The sequence below is a fragment of the Microcosmobacter mediterraneus genome, from assembly GCF_031846265.1.
Taxonomy (GTDB): domain Bacteria; phylum Bacteroidota; class Bacteroidia; order Flavobacteriales; family Flavobacteriaceae; genus Microcosmobacter; species Microcosmobacter mediterraneus.
Genome location: NZ_JAVRIA010000004.1, coordinates 128,904 through 144,082, shown reverse-complemented (window position 1 = coordinate 144,082; position 15,179 = coordinate 128,904). Strand labels below are relative to the sequence as shown.

Annotated in this window: 13 protein-coding genes; 3 read left to right on the top strand and 10 right to left on the bottom strand. The window is 31.3% G+C overall.

What is annotated here, in order from left to right; all coding sequences use genetic code 11:
* Positions 1-39 precede the first annotated feature (39 nt).
* From RM697_RS08890 to RM697_RS08870, 5 genes are all read right to left on the bottom strand, one after another.
* The gene (locus RM697_RS08890; RefSeq protein ID WP_311427527.1) at positions 40-3,729 is read right to left on the bottom strand and encodes a M4 family metallopeptidase; all 3,690 of its coding nucleotides are present in this window, start codon (positions 3,727-3,729) and stop codon (positions 40-42) included.
* Positions 3,730-3,758: 29 nt separating this feature from the next.
* Complete coding sequence (locus RM697_RS08885) at positions 3,759-4,724, bottom strand: YheT family hydrolase (protein ID WP_311427526.1); 966 nt, start codon at positions 4,722-4,724, stop codon at positions 3,759-3,761.
* An 83-nt stretch (positions 4,725-4,807) separates the two neighbouring features.
* The gene (ade, locus tag RM697_RS08880) at positions 4,808-6,427 is read right to left on the bottom strand and encodes an adenine deaminase (protein WP_311427525.1); all 1,620 of its coding nucleotides are present in this window, start codon (positions 6,425-6,427) and stop codon (positions 4,808-4,810) included.
* Between the two features lie 70 nt (positions 6,428-6,497).
* Complete coding sequence (tilS, locus tag RM697_RS08875; protein ID WP_311427524.1) at positions 6,498-7,814, bottom strand: tRNA lysidine(34) synthetase TilS; 1,317 nt, start codon at positions 7,812-7,814, stop codon at positions 6,498-6,500.
* A gap of 49 nt (positions 7,815-7,863) precedes the next feature.
* On the bottom strand, positions 7,864-9,177 hold the full coding sequence (locus RM697_RS08870) for an anthranilate synthase component I family protein (protein ID WP_311427523.1): 1,314 nt from the start codon (positions 9,175-9,177) through the stop codon (positions 7,864-7,866).
* Positions 9,178-9,257: 80 nt separating this feature from the next.
* Between RM697_RS08870 and RM697_RS08865 the strand changes: the two genes are divergently transcribed.
* Both RM697_RS08865 and RM697_RS08860 read left to right on the top strand, forming a co-directional pair.
* Positions 9,258-10,148, top strand: a complete 891-nt coding sequence (locus RM697_RS08865; protein WP_311427522.1) for an aldose 1-epimerase family protein — start codon at positions 9,258-9,260, stop codon at positions 10,146-10,148.
* Between the two features lie 40 nt (positions 10,149-10,188).
* A complete protein-coding gene (locus RM697_RS08860; RefSeq protein WP_311427521.1) occupies positions 10,189-11,541 on the top strand; it encodes a DEAD/DEAH box helicase in 1,353 nt (450 codons plus the stop codon).
* Positions 11,542-11,664: 123 nt separating this feature from the next.
* Here RM697_RS08860 and RM697_RS08855 read toward each other — a convergent pair whose 3' ends face one another.
* Genes RM697_RS08855 through RM697_RS08845 form a run of 3 tightly spaced genes read right to left on the bottom strand, consistent with a single transcriptional unit; the run spans position 11,665 to position 13,250 of the window.
* On the bottom strand, positions 11,665-12,492 hold the full coding sequence (locus RM697_RS08855; RefSeq protein ID WP_311427520.1) for a mechanosensitive ion channel family protein: 828 nt from the start codon (positions 12,490-12,492) through the stop codon (positions 11,665-11,667).
* A 13-nt stretch (positions 12,493-12,505) separates the two neighbouring features.
* Positions 12,506-12,679: a hypothetical protein gene (locus RM697_RS08850; RefSeq protein WP_311427519.1), complete on the bottom strand. Its 174-nt coding sequence runs from the start codon at positions 12,677-12,679 to the stop codon at positions 12,506-12,508.
* Positions 12,672-13,250, bottom strand: coding sequence for an RNA polymerase sigma factor (locus RM697_RS08845; protein WP_311427518.1), 579 nt, complete (start codon positions 13,248-13,250; stop codon positions 12,672-12,674). The genes RM697_RS08850 and RM697_RS08845 overlap by 8 nt, the downstream gene beginning before the upstream one ends.
* 130 nt (positions 13,251-13,380) lie before the next feature.
* Between RM697_RS08845 and RM697_RS08840 the strand changes: the two genes are divergently transcribed.
* On the top strand, positions 13,381-13,617 hold the full coding sequence (locus RM697_RS08840) for a hypothetical protein (RefSeq protein ID WP_311427517.1): 237 nt from the start codon (positions 13,381-13,383) through the stop codon (positions 13,615-13,617).
* 21 nt (positions 13,618-13,638) lie between these two features.
* Here RM697_RS08840 and RM697_RS08835 read toward each other — a convergent pair whose 3' ends face one another.
* Together RM697_RS08835 and RM697_RS08830 are read right to left on the bottom strand one after the other, a co-directional pair.
* Entirely contained in the window at positions 13,639-14,385 is a 747-nt protein-coding gene (locus RM697_RS08835) for a DUF6090 family protein (RefSeq protein ID WP_311427516.1), read from the bottom strand.
* Between the two features lie 9 nt (positions 14,386-14,394).
* Positions 14,395-15,138 carry a DUF6090 family protein gene (locus RM697_RS08830; protein WP_311427515.1) on the bottom strand — a complete coding sequence of 248 codons (744 nt, stop codon included), beginning with the start codon at positions 15,136-15,138 and terminating at the stop codon, positions 14,395-14,397.
* Positions 15,139-15,179: the final 41 nt, after the last annotated feature.

Below are 15,179 nucleotides of genomic sequence, written 5' to 3'. Positions count from 1 at the left end.
GCTTAAATGTAGGGAAAATGAATTGAATATGAAATTGTATTAATTTTTAATTATTCGTTTAATAATTGATGAATTCTCATTACTAAACTTTATGAAATATACACCTTGGGAGAATTCAGATACATCAATTTTAAAATTAAGATTCTCCTCTACAAGAGTTTTATTGCCTAAGAGGCTTCCTTTTAAATCATATATCGAATAGGCTTCTATAAAGGTGTTGGCTTTTACAAATAAATTATTGCTTGTTGGATTAGGATATATAGATACTTCTTGAATTACTAAATTTTTTTGCACTCCTAAGTTATAATCACAATCCACGTTTAAAACTGTAATAGTTTTAGTTAGTAATGCAGTACAACCCTCGTCATTAGTAATTATTAAATGTACTAACTTATCACCTAATGAATCCCAAGTAATATTCACAAACTGATCGCCTTGGTTATTAATGATTCCTCCACCATTAGGTAACGACCATTGATATTCTGAGAAATTAAGTGGTCCATTTAAAATAGTATCAGATTCACAAGCTTCATCTGGTCCAAGAACTTCTAGTCCTGTTGTATCAAAACCTATAGTAATGGTTTTAGTTACCGTTACTTCTACTCCAGAAACCACAGACGTTAAACTCACTTCGTAATCTCCTGTACCACTAAAGGTATGTTCTGGATTTTGTTGATTACTTAAGTTACTATCTCCAAAATCCCAATTGTAATAAGGTCTACAGCCAGATGAATTGAATGCAACATTAAAACAACCATTTTCACCATAACTAAAATCTAGTGGAACCACGTCTACTTTTTCGGCTTCAGAAAAACTTGGGAAAACAAAAAAGAAACCTGGAGTAAATCTATAAGCAATTGGATTTACTGCAACTGAATTATTAACTTGCTTAATATCTGGTTTATTAATTACTCCAACATACCTTACAGGTAAACTAATAGCCTCTTCTTCAAGCCTATGACTGAAATAGACTTTATTATCAGGACCTAACTTAATATCTAAAACAGACACTGGAGCTTCTAATTCATAAATCAAAGATTGAGAACTTAGGATATCATTGCTTAAAACATCATATTGATAGATTTTATCTCCTTCTTCTAAATATAAAAACCTTGAATTTGGTCCAAAACTAGTATATCGAGAAGGAAAATCTTCAAAAGGAATTTCTACTAAAAAGTCTAATTCTCCTGTTTGTCTATTAAACTCAAATAATTTATTTAATGCAAAAATATAGTTGCCATTTGGTGAAACCTCAAAGCTAAAAATTGATGGATTAGAAACGTTTAATTCGTTATTATAAGCTTGTTCAAAAATTAAATCTCCTTGAATATTAGAGGTGAAATCAAGTTTATAGACCAAGGTTCGTCTTGGACTTCTACTTTGACCTATTATCCAAAAAATGTTTTCATTACATGAAGGAATGGATATCAATGATTCCTTCAACCATATAGCACCATCATCATTTAATTGATATCCGCTAGGAAAACCAACAGGTGCCAATCCTAAATTAACTTCTGGTGAAGGGTTGGTGACGTCTACAATTAATCTATATAACCCAACTGCTGAATTCTCAATTCCATTAGCCATAAGCACATTAACTAAATTACCTTGAGGGTTAGAAACTGCTGTGCCAAGTTGCAATGAAGAAAGATTAATAGGATCTAAACTTGTGACTACAGAATTATTTGTTGGATCAATTAATCCTGATTCTGAAGTATTATCTAAGTCTATATCTGCAATATAAAATTTTACCGTTCCTTGATCGTCAGAATAGACTATAGTACTTTCACTTGTTTGATAAGGATAGTTGGTTTTTTCTGCAATACCTGTTGAAAAATCAAAGCCAAAACCATTTCCAAAATACCATTTGTTTTTATGAGATTGTATTGGTGAGCATTCTGTTATGTAAACTTCAATTTCATCAGTAGCAATACCTCCATTTGGATAAGTATTAGTTAATGTTACAGCATGAAAGCCTTCATCTAAAAATGATATTATATTAGAGTCTTGTGGTACTCCATTTAAAGACCAAGATGACACACCTTCAAAACCAACAGCACCTGTAAATTCTATATTAGAACCTATACAAAATTGAGTAACATCCAGCATGTCTATCTGTGCAATTAAAGAACAAGATTCATTATAATTACCCACACCAACTGCTTCCCAAGCTTTTATGACTTCCTGAACTACAGAACACTCATAATTTAAGCCAGCAACAAACTCTGTAACGCTCCTCCAATCTTCATAACTTGAGGTATAAATTAAATAGTTATAAGCATCTAAAGCAATTTCAAAAGCAAGATCAATGCCTAAACCATTTACGCTATAACTGAATCCTGAATCATTGGTGCCAGAACCACCATTGGCTAATAAATAAAACCAAAAATTACCAACACCACTATTAATGTGAACTCCTCCATTGTCGAAGTTGCTAGACGTATCTGCCCAAAAATCACCTTCATATGTATCTGGTTTATCATTAGTGTTTGGATTACTCAAATCTCTAATGCCATCTCCATTTAAATCCGATATGAGCCATTCGTTTAACATTAAACCATTATAATTTCCAGACGTGTTAATATAATGCTCTACAGCTGCAGCAATGATATCTGAATACGACTCATTCATAGCTCCAGATTCGCCAAAATATAACAAACCATTTCCATAATTCTCAGTAACTGCATGTCCTATTTCGTGTGCTACAACATCCATGGATGTTAATGGTCCAGGAAACACATTTCCTCCTCCACTTCCGTAGGTAAGAAATGTACCATTCCAGAAAGCATTGTTTTTTGACCCGTTTGAATTGCCATAATTGACATAACTAATGATAGGTGCATTTTGTCCATCATAGCCTTGAATTCCGTTTAAGCTTAAGTAATCATATACTACTTGCGAGCTCCATTGCACATCTAGTGCATTATTGTTACTAATATCACTCCAATCTATAAAGCTGCTCGTGGGTATTGTTGCAGAATTATAATCAATACTGTTGTCTGGTAATAGATAGGTTTGAATATTTCTTGTAGCATCTGTTAACTGATATTGTCCAGGACTAGTTTCATCGAAATCAATATCTTGAACACCATGATAGTTGGTTTCACAAGTTCCTGTAACATGAGTTGAGATATTAATAGTATTTAACACCTCACCTGTATTAGCATCAACATAGGCTAAATAACGACCTTGAGGCTCTAGAGCTAAAACCTCTACTTTAAAACAAAGCTTAAATTCGGAACCAACCTCATAATATACCAATTCAGGTATTGGCTCTGAGGAAAAGCGTTTAGATTTCTCACTTTCTATTACATTAAATAAACTCGGGTTTTGCCAACTGTATTGCTTTGCACTAATACTATTAACAGCTATATTTAATGCAAAATTTGGTGAAATAGTTGGATTAATAGTATTGGATGAAATTTCATTTTTTAATGATCCATTACAAGCAACCATAAATCCATTTTTAGAATGAAAACTATAAAACGCATTTTCTATTGGAATGCCTTTGTAATACTGTTGTGTATAGGCATGAGAAATTCCATTTCTATCAGTTTTATCAGATAATACTACAAACTCATATTCATCAGACAAGTCATTGCTCTGTTTAAGTTCTGTAATAAAAGTTCCCATAGTTACTCTTTGAGTAGATTGAAACGTTTTAAAATTAGATTGACTAAAACTTAAAAAAGGAAATAGCAATAAGAGTAATTGTAGCTTCTTATTCATAAACAGATGTTTACTTAAATATAAGAAAATTATCGAACATGATTACTAACAAACTCCAAAGCTCGTTTCTCATTATAATACACATTATTTTTATCTATAAATCCAACATGACCTCCATACTTTGGCATTTCTAAGAATAAGTGCTCATTAGCTTTAGCTTCTTTAACAGGATAACAGCCATTGGATAAAAACGTATCGTTTAAGGCATTTATAATCAAAGCTGGGACTTTTATATGAGGTAGAAATTGTAAACTACTGCATTTGGTGTAATAATCTATAGCATCATTAAAACCATGTGCTCTAGACGTATAAATCTCGTCAAAATCTCTTAATGTTTTAATATTCTTAATTGCTTCTTTATTGATTTGATCTGGGAAGTGGTCTAATTTTTTAACTAGTTTTTTCACTAAATGCTGCCTAAAATTGATAGCATATGGTAAATTCTTTAGTTTATGCAATTCTTTTGAAGAACCAATAAGATCACAAGGCACAGAAATTGCGATTCCGGCTTTTACTTCTTTTGGAATGTCTCTGGTTTCTCCTAAATATTTTAATGTAATATTAGCTCCTAAACTAATGCCTTTAATGTAAATCTTAGAATAGCCTTTATTAGTAATACAATGTTGTATAACATCATCTAAATCTTCCGTAGCTCCTGAGTGATAGCTATGATAAAATTTATTATCCTCACCACTACATCCTCTAAAATTAACGCAGACAGCATCGATCTCGTTGCCATTAAACAATTTTGCTGTTCCTGTTAAATATGGTCTTTGACCATGGCCTTCTAAACCATGAAGGAGAATAATTACTGCATCCGATTTGGTAATGGCATAACTCCAATCTAAATCTAAAAAATCGCCATCTTTTGTATCTATACGCTCACGTTGTTGTACAACACCTTTAACTTTCCTAACTAATCCTGAATAGACTGTAGATAGGTTACCGTTCTTCAGATAGAATTTTGGTTTATATGTAGATTCTAGTATTGGCATGTAAGACCTCTCGAGTTGCTATGCAAGGTGCATTCTTACAAAATATATTTTGCACTCTGCAATGCTCGAGGTGACATTATTGATTAAATTTCGAGGTTAGTAAATTTAAATGTGTTACCATCAAACAAACCCTTGTCACTTAGCTTTAATGATGGAATGACTAACAAAGCCATAAACGATAAGGTCATGTATGGTGCGTGTAATTTACTGCCGAGTTGTTTAGCAATAGCATCAAGTTCTGCATAGTCTTTACCTATAGTTTCTCCGTCTTTATCACTCATTATTCCTGCAACAGGTAGAGGAACAATGTTGTCGTTAGTATTAGATACAGCACAAATTCCACCTTTATTCTCTATGATTAGATTTACAGCTTTAGCTATCATCTCATCAGATACACCAACCGCAATAATATTATGGGAATCATGACCTACAGAACTTGCAATTGCGCCTTCTTTTAAGCCAAAATTTTTGATAAACGCAATTGCAGGCTTTTGATCTTGGTAACGATTTACAACTGTCATTTTCAGAATATCCATATCAACATTAGAAACCAAATTATCATCTTCTATCAAAGCATTTTCAATTAAAGCATTAGTAATTAATTGTCCTTCTAGGGCTTCAATTACTCTTATTTTCTTAGAGTTAGATGGTATTTTAAAATCCTCAATTGTCTTCTTTGACGTATTAAAATTATTTAGAACTTCAAAATCGACAGACCTAATTAATGATTGTCCTTTTTCATAAACCAACTCGCCATCAATGTAATTGTTTAGCACATTAAAATCCTTTAAATCCTCGACTATAATAAAATCTGCTGCGTCACCTTCTTGCAATAAACCAACGTCTAAATTGTAATGCTTTACTGGATTTACACAAGCTGCTTGCAATACTTTAAACATATCAATGCCTTTGGCTACAGCTCGTGCACAAAGTTCATTTATATGCCCAAGTATTAAATCGTCTGGATGCTTATCATCACTACAGAACATCATATTTTGAAAATAATCTGGTAGTAAATCAATTAATGCTTCAAAATTTTTGGCTGCACTTCCCTCTCTAATAATCACCTTCATACCTTTTTGAAGCTTTTCTAGAGCTTCGTTGTAAGTAAAACATTCATGGTCTGTTGAAATTCCTGCTGAAATATATTTTGTTAAATCATCACCTCGCAATCCTGGTGCATGACCATCAACAGGTTTATTATAATGTTTCGCCCACTGTATTTTTTTAAACACTTCTACATCATCATAAATAACTCCCGGATAATTCATCATTTCTGCTAAATACTTAATGTCTGAATTTGACATCAAATCTCTTATGGTCTCAGAATCTATTACAGCTCCTGCAGATTCAAAAGCTGTAGCTGGGACACATGATGGTGCTCCAAAATTGAATTTAAAAGGTGTTTGCTTACCATTCTCTATCATAAACTCAACACCTTTTACACCAAGTACATTAGCAATTTCATGAGGATCTGAAACTGTAGCTATTGTGCCATGCTTAACTGCTATTTTAGCAAACTCAGACGGTACAAGCATAGAACTCTCAATATGAATATGTGCATCAATGAAACCTGGAAGAATATAGTGGTTCTCTTCACAATCTTTTTCCTCAATGGATACAATCTTAGCATTCGCAATAGTAATTTCGCCTTTGAAAATTCTTCGGTTAAGTATGTCAACTATGTTTCCTTTTAGTTTCAATATTTATATTTCAATGTGGATTCCGCATCAAGTGCGGAATGACAGTTCAATTTTTATTTTCCTTTTACAATCATTTTTTCAGTTCAATTTCAAGGATGTCTGTTGTGCTGTCCTCTACTCTAAATCGATTATCTAGTCGTTTTCCAATAACCCAAACAATATTGTCATCAGAGCATAGAACAAGCTGTTTTTCCTTATCTATAAGTGAATATTTTTCATCTTTAAAAAACTTACTCAATTTCTTTTGACCTTTCATACCAAAAGGTGAAAAGCGATCGCCTTCTTTCCAATGCCTAACTATAAGTGGAAACTTCAATTTTGTTTTATCGACATAAATCTTAGTATCTGAATGTTGTTTTAACTCCTCTGAGTCATTAAAAATTAAAAGCCCTAGAGAAGTTTGGGCTTTTCTAGTGTTGCTATCAATAAAAAGAGATTCTTCGCTACGCTCTGAATGACAGCTCGTTAAGATTAAGACATCACCATGCTTAATTAATCGATGTGTGTTTGACTTTACATGTTTACCTGTTTCTGCGTCTAATAAATCAACGACATCATTCCATTCCGTAAAGCCATAATTCTTAAACATTTCAAACAAATAAGCTTTTGGATTATTCACCTTTTTAAATTCTGAAACTTTATACGTTATTCCTGTATCATCAATATTTACAATGGCGCGTTTAGCAACTGCATTAAGGCTTTCTTCAATGATATCTGCTGTATCATTGAGATTATTAATTGTACTCTGAAAACTATCTAATAATTGTGGATTAATCTCCTTAAGAATTGGCACTACTTCATGTCGTAATTTATTTCTTAAGTATTTTCGAGATGAGTTACTACTGTCTTCTCTCCATTTAATATTATTACCTTTAGCATAGTCTTCAATCTGTTCTCTTGAAAATTGCAATAATGGTCTAACAATATTATCATTAATTTCAGGAATACCTGTTATGCCATTTAAGCCAGTGCCACGTGTAAAGTTGATTAAAAATGTTTCGAGATTATCATCAGCATGATGTGCTGTAAGGATATAATCAAAATGTAATTGCTCAGCTAACTCTTTAAACCAATCGTAACGCAATTCTCGTGCTGCCATTTGAATAGAGCGTTTTTGTGCTTTAGCGTAAGCTTCAGTATCAAAATTCTGAATAAAAACTTCTACATCTAAGACCTCACCTAAATCTAAAACAAAATTTTCATCTGCATCACTTTCTTCACCTCTAAGATTAAAATTGCAGTGTGCTAAAGAAAAATTGAGGCTAAGGCTTTTGCATAAATATGCTAATACCACACTATCTATACCACCAGAAATAGCAACAACAATTTTACTATCATATAGGAAAGCATAATTTTGGTCAATATGTATCTGAAAATCCTCTAACATTAACGATTTACGAATATAACAACTGTGTACTTAAAACAGCGCCTGAAAACTAGTTTTCAAGAACTTCTCGCATTGCTTTTGCTTTAATTAAGCATTCTTCATATTCTTTTAAAGGATCACTTTTAGCAGTTATAGCACTACCTACAGAATATGACACATACTTTTTACTAGCATTATAAATAATACTTCTTATCACAACATTAAAATCAAAATCTCCTTCAGGCGTAAAATAACCTACTGCTCCAGAATATAGGCCACGCTTAGTATCTTCTAAGTCTTCAATAATTTTCATTGCAGAAATTTTAGGAGCTCCTGTCATACTTCCCATAGGAAACGTAGTCTTTATAACATCTACTGGATGAGTTGTTATATCAATTTCAGAAGTTATGGTTGAAATCATTTGATGAACTTGAGGGAATGTATACACCTTACATAGCTCTTTAACCGTAACGCTTCCTTTTTTTGCTGTTAATGATAGATCATTTCTAACCAAATCAACAATCATTATATTTTCACTACGCTCCTTTTTATTCTTAACTAAGTTATTTTTTAAAATAAGATCATAATTAGAATCCAATGAGCGCTTAGCAGTTCCCTTAATAGGTTGCGATACAATACTATGCCCACTTTTTTTCAAATAACGCTCTGGAGAAGCTGACATTAAATAGTTTTTTCCTTGTTTTAAGAAAGTGGCAAAAGGAGGTTTAGAAATTTTATTGAGTTTATTGTAAATAGTCAGAGGGTTAATAACTTTATTTTCAGCATAAAATTCTTGACAAAAATTAGCTTCATAGATATCTCCTCTTTGAATATGGTCTAAGACCTTATCTAGTTTTTTGAAATAGGCTTCTTTATGTGTGCGTAATTTTATTTTAACGGGTTCACTAACTTTAAATGTTATTGCTTTATTTAAGCTAATATCTTTAAAATCAGAATCCAATGTATCATCCACACAGTTTAAATAATGTAGTTCAACATTATTATCTTTGAGTAGAAATAGTTTTTTTGGTTGAAAAAAATAAAGCTCTGGTAATTTTAAGCCATCAAAGTTTTTTGAGTGCAGATTTTCAACATCATTTTTTAGATCGTAAGATAAATATCCGAAAATCCAATCCTTAGTTATGGTTTGGTATTCCTTTAAATTTTCAAAAGCATTATAATAATCTGTAGTAATCCCAGTAAAGGCTTCTACAGCCAATATAGCATCAAAGTTTGATATTTCGACACCATTCAACACAGGTAAATTTTGTGGATAATTATTAGAATCTAACCAGACAATATCATCAAATTGCTGAGCCCAATGCAATAATTGGGTCTTAAAAATTTCAGAGTTTTTAAGCGAATGTTTTAATGTTGTTCTCAATAGCTTGTAATAATATTGCAAAAATAATTAGAATACTTTTTAATTGCGTAAGAATTGTATATTTCGATAAAATAAAAGCAATGTATAGCCTAAAAAATGACCAACTTAAAATAAACATAAAGCACAAAGGTGCCGAACTTTGCAATATTATTGGAGTAAAGTCTTGTGTTGAATTTTTATGGCAAGCAAATCCTAATATTTGGGGAAGTCATGCACCCAATTTGTTTCCAATTATAGGTGCTATGAAAGATGACACTTACTTTTTCGATGATAAAAAATACAACATGCCAAAACATGGGTTTGTGAGACACAATAATGATTTTAAAGTGGTCTCACAATCTGAAACAAAAATCACGTTTAAGATAGATTCTAACATATCATTAAAAGCTATATATCCATTTGAATTTGAGTTTTTAATAACTTATGAACTGATTAATAATGTATTACGAGTTCATCATATCGTAAACAATACAGATACAAAATCAATCTTTTTTTCACTTGGTGGTCATCCAGCTTTTAATTGCCCATTGTATGAAAACGAAAATTATACAGATTATTTTCTCAAATTCGAAAATCATGAAAATAGCAAATCGTATCTATTAAACATGAAAAATGGTCTAATCACTGAAAAAACTAAACGTGTTATTAAGGATGGTAATATTATACAGTTACGACCCAATTTATTCGATAATGATGCGCTTATTTTTAAAGATCTATCATCAAGAAAAGTCACATTAACACACAAAACTAATGGCGATATTTTGTCAGTTATGTTCAAAGATTTTCCTTATTTAGGAATATGGGCAAAACCAAAAGCACCTTATGTTTGTATAGAGCCTTGGATTGGTATTGCAGATTTAGAAAACACAAATCAACACATAATTGAAAAAGAAGGTATTATTTCCTTAGCAGATAGTTCTTCTTTTAGTGCTACATATAGTGTAGAAATTGACAAAAGCCATTTAGTCTAATATAGATTATTAATAGTAGCTTTGCACAAAAGCTAAAATTTTGACCTTTCAAGATCTAAATTTAAACACACCTCTCTACAATGCTATTGATGATTTAGGGTTTACAACACCTACGCCAATACAAGCCCAATCTTTTAATGTAGTTGCGTCTGGTAAAGATGTTGTAGGTATAGCCCAAACTGGTACAGGAAAAACATTTGCATATATGTTGCCTATACTAAGAAATCTAAAATACTCTACTCAAGATAATCCAAGAGTTTTGGTTTTAGTACCAACGCGAGAACTTGTAGTGCAAGTGGTTGAAGAAATTGAAAAATTATCTAAATATATTAATAATCGTGTGTTAGGTGTTTATGGTGGCACTAACATTAATACCCAAAAACGAACTGTAGCTCAAGGTTTAGATATTTTAGTGGCCACTCCTGGACGTTTATACGATTTAGCGGTAAGTAGAGTTTTGCAACTAAAATCAATTCAAAAATTAGTGATTGATGAAGTCGATGTTATGCTCGATTTAGGGTTTAGACATCAACTAATGAATATTTTTGATATTCTACCTCAAAGGCGTCAAAACATCATGTTTTCGGCAACAATGACTGATGATGTTGATGCTTTGATTACAGATTTCTTTATCAATCCAACTAAGGTTTCTATTGCTGTTTCTGGAACACCATTAGAAAATATATCACAGGAACGCTACTCTATACCTAATTTTTACACCAAAGTAAATTTATTAGAGAACTTACTTAAGGATAAAGAAACCTATTCAAAAGTACTCATTTTTGTAGCTTATAAACGCATGGCAGATCGCTTATTTGATGAATTAGAAGAACGTTTCTATGGTGAAAGTTGTGTTATTCATTCTAATAAAACTCAAAACTATAGGCTGCGAAGTATAGAACAATTTGAAAGTGGTGAACATCGTATTCTTATTGCTACAGACGTTATGGCAAGAGGCTTAGATATAGATAACATTACTCATGTTATAAATTTTGACACACCACTGTATCCTGAAAACTATATGCATCGTATTGGTAGAACAGGTCGTGCAGAGAAAGAAGGACATGCTATTGTGTTCTCTACAGAAATGGAACAAGAGCCATTAGAAGCTATTGAACATTTAATGCAAATGAAAATATCGCTTCTGCAGATTCCAGATAGTGTTTTAATCTCAAATGAACTTATCGAAGAAGAACGACCACAATTAAAAGAACGCTATAATCCACTAAAGCGTAAAGATGAAGATGCTCCAGGACCTGCATTTCATGAAAAGAAAGACAAGAATAAAAAGAGTAATCAGGGTGGATCTTACAGACGTGAAGTGGCAAAAAAATATAAAAAACCTAGGACTCGAGGTGACAAGAACTATAATAAACGTAATAAAAGAAAGTAAGGATACGTTATAGTACTAAACAAAAAAACCTTCCCATTTCTGGGAAGGTATAGTAAAGAATGGTTAAAAAAAGTGGCATTTGGAATTCTCCAAATCATCATAAATCTATAACCCTAAATTTAATTACTCCTTAACTCTAACCTGATTCTCTACCAAGTCCTTAATAGGTACCACAAGTTTACCATCAGCTGTTTTAAGTACTATTGAAATATTATCTATTGCTTCTACTTCGCCTGTAATACCATTAAATTCTAGTTTTTGCCCTATTTCATAAGTCTTTCTGGCATAGAAAGTCCTCAATAAATCACCAACTACTTTTTGTGCACCAAATCCAAAAGCTAAAGCAAAAGCTAAAAGAAAAGCTGCCATAATCATGGTAAGATTACTAGTGATAATTTCTGTATTAACACCAGCTTGATTTAATGCTGTAATTGAGATGAATATCAATAAGAGCATAAACACAATCTGGCTAATAATCTTTGCGCCAGAAAGTTCCATAGATTCAAAAAAGGACCTAATACCATTTTTAATAGCATTTGCCAATAAAAGTCCTAAAGTAAAAATGACTAATGCAGTAAATAACTTAGGTAAATAATGTAATATGTTAGATATCTCTTCAGAAATTATTTTTAGACCTAAAACGTCAGATACTACGATGATAATAATAATGTAGAATAACCACTTTACAAATTTGGTGATAATATTTATAACATTGAAGTTGAGCTTTTTACCCTCTACTAACTCTATCTCATTAATTTTATCATCTATTTTATCGGCTTTAGCAAGAGTTAGTGCTTTACGAATAAGTTTTACTACTATTTTAGTAACTAACCATCCTATGATAAGAATAACTATAGCTGCAAGTAAATTGGGTATAAAACCACCAAACTCGCTTCCAATCCCATTTAATGATTGGGTAATCATGTTTTTAAAACTGTTTACTGTGTCCATAATATTTAGCTAATTATTTTTTTCGTTTACTAATTGTTGTCTCTATAATTTTTACTACATCTACAGAGAAAAGACTTGCCAACTCCATTAGAAGTTTTGCAGTGGCAACATCACTCATAACCTTGGCCTTCAGTTCCTCTGGAACTGGCTTAAGCGGCTTATCTATGTGCTCAAAAGGATTATCCATTTTCATAGTGTTTTTGGTATACCGTTATTAGTTTCTCTTTAGCGCGTTTAAGACGCATTTTTACTGCACTTTCTCCTAAATCTAAAGCTTCAGAAATTTCTCTAATTGAAAGATTATCCTGATATTTTAAGAGTAAAATCATTTTTTCATTTGGAGAGATTAGGTTCAATACTTTTTTTAGTTTTTCAACTTTTAGTTGATGGATACTATGATCTGCTTCTTTTTCAGATAAATTTTCAATATCCTTAGCTTCAATGGTTTTCTTCTGTATTTTCTTTTCTTTATTTCTTGTTACATAATTAACACAATGGTTATATGTAAAGGCATACAACCAAGTAGAAAATTTAGATTTGCCTTTAAAACTGGCTAGTTTAACAAATAATTTTAAAAATACATCTTGTGTGAGATCTTGAGCTTCCTCATAATCTTTAGCAAAACCTAGACATTTATTAAAAACCATACCAGCGTAACGATCGTAAAGTATTTCAAATAACAAGGTGTTATTGGTCTTTACAATTGCACTAATTAGGTCTTCATCTGAAATGTCTTTTACTGTACTTTGACTATTCAAATTAGTGTTGTTGTGGGTTATATAAAGCTTAAGACACTTATGTGACAATTAGGTCACATAATATTACATTAAAATACAATTAAACTTTTGATTGGAGTATAACGATATCCTATTTTTGTAAAAAAAAGTGATGGATAGAAAACTTAAACTTATTTGGGATTTTAGAGGTCCTGTAGCTAGTAAAACTGCTGAACATCATTGTATTCACTTAAAAGAATTTGCACAACGAGAAAACTTACCATTTCACAATATTAATAATGAAACAATTAGCGAGCTTTATAGCATTGCATATATAACGGTAGACGAAGTAGATATGCCAGTTTATAGAGATGCTTTAAAACCACACAGAGGACAATTGGCAAAATAAAGAAGTTGATTATAGCCCTAATTATAAGAGTTCAGCATTTTTTAATTCTGTATTTATTTGACTGTGAAGTTTTTCTATGTGTGGAATAATACTTTTTAGAATATTTAAAGTACTACTCGTTCTTCTTTTAAAATCACGAATAAGTAAAAGAAAATCTGGATTGCTAAAAATATCTTTTTGATATTTTCTACGAATATATATTGTTCCATCTTTGTTTAACGTTGTAAAAGGGTTGCCTCTAAAAGTTCTTAATTTATTTAAATCAGTATCATAATTTTTATCTGACCATTTTATTAATTCTAAATTTCTTGGGTATTCAAAATCATAAAATTGTACCAAAGACTTTCTTAAACTATCATTTGATATTTTATTAATTCCTGAAGATTTTATACCTTCATAAGGGCCATAATTTTGTTGCCATTGAATTCCTGTATTTAATTTACTTATAAGAGGATATAAGCTATCATGAAAAGAATGTTTATAATGTATATGTTCTATAACTTTTGCAACGCTACTATCAGCAGAAGTAACTCTTTTAATCATTCTCTTATAATGATTTAAGTCGTTTTCTAAAGCTATTTTCACCTCAGTTAACATTTTTAACTCAAAGTTTCTATCTCTTTTATTCTCATTCCAATTGTTAATCTGTAAGGCAATGAGAATCCCAATCACCACAAGGATAATCTCGCCTATGGCGTATTTGAAGTATTTACCCACTTTATTTTCTTGGATTAGTGAACGACGTATATGTCTAAAGAATTTAATCATTACTACAATCTATTTTAATTCATTATTAAGCATTTGTATTAATTCTGAATTATCTTTTATCGAAAGTTCTAAAGCGGTAAGGTAAAATCCCATAGACATTCTAAGCTCAGAGATTATTGGAGTAAAGTACTTATTACTAAAAGATTTGCGTAATTGAATTGTATCTATAACTGAAACACCCTTGAGAGGAGGGAATCTTTTGTCATCATTTTCAAATACAGCACTATTATTAAAAATATTATGCTCTTCTATAAAAAAAGGCCTACTTGTTTCATTAATAAGTTTATTATATTCACCTGAGGCCTGATGTACAAGGTTTAGTCTCCTAAAATAGTTATTTATCCTATCTCTAACGTCTTGATTTCTAAGTTTTTCAATGATTGGTAAATTATTTTTTTGAACTGAAGGATTAAATTCGGCATTACTACAAATGTGATCAGTAAAAATACTATCTAGTGAACTATTGTTTTTTTTAACTGCATTTAATTTAAAAAAAGTGTCTAAATAGGCACTGTAACCCTTATTATATCTCTGAAATAATATCGAGTCTCTTTTTAAATCCTTTATAATTAAATCATATGCTTCTAGCTCTTGGCTATACAAGGTGTTATCTCTATTCCAATTATTAATTTGGATAGCAACTAAAATTCCAATAACAACAAGAGCTATCTCTCCAAATGCATATAATATGTACCTTGAAAATTTATTTTTAAACAAAAGTCGGTGCCTTAGTTTACGAAAAATTCTAATCATTCATTTTATTTGTTAGAACGTAAATTAGGTTGATGGCTTGT

Coding starts and splice junctions, on each gene's coding strand:
- RM697_RS08850 (WP_311427519.1), bottom strand. CDS start 12,679: ATGGATAATCCTTTTGAGCACATAGATAAGCCGCTTAAGCCAGTTCCA.
- tilS (WP_311427524.1), bottom strand. CDS start 7,814: ATGTTAGAGGATTTTCAGATACATATTGACCAAAATTATGCTTTCCTA.
- RM697_RS08840 (WP_311427517.1), top strand. CDS start 13,381: ATGGATAGAAAACTTAAACTTATTTGGGATTTTAGAGGTCCTGTAGCT.
- RM697_RS08835 (WP_311427516.1), bottom strand. CDS start 14,385: ATGATTAAATTCTTTAGACATATACGTCGTTCACTAATCCAAGAAAAT.
- RM697_RS08830 (WP_311427515.1), bottom strand. CDS start 15,138: ATGATTAGAATTTTTCGTAAACTAAGGCACCGACTTTTGTTTAAAAAT.
- RM697_RS08855 (WP_311427520.1), bottom strand. CDS start 12,492: ATGGACACAGTAAACAGTTTTAAAAACATGATTACCCAATCATTAAAT.
- RM697_RS08865 (WP_311427522.1), top strand. CDS start 9,258: ATGTATAGCCTAAAAAATGACCAACTTAAAATAAACATAAAGCACAAA.
- RM697_RS08890 (WP_311427527.1), bottom strand. CDS start 3,729: ATGAATAAGAAGCTACAATTACTCTTATTGCTATTTCCTTTTTTAAGT.
- RM697_RS08885 (WP_311427526.1), bottom strand. CDS start 4,724: ATGCCAATACTAGAATCTACATATAAACCAAAATTCTATCTGAAGAAC.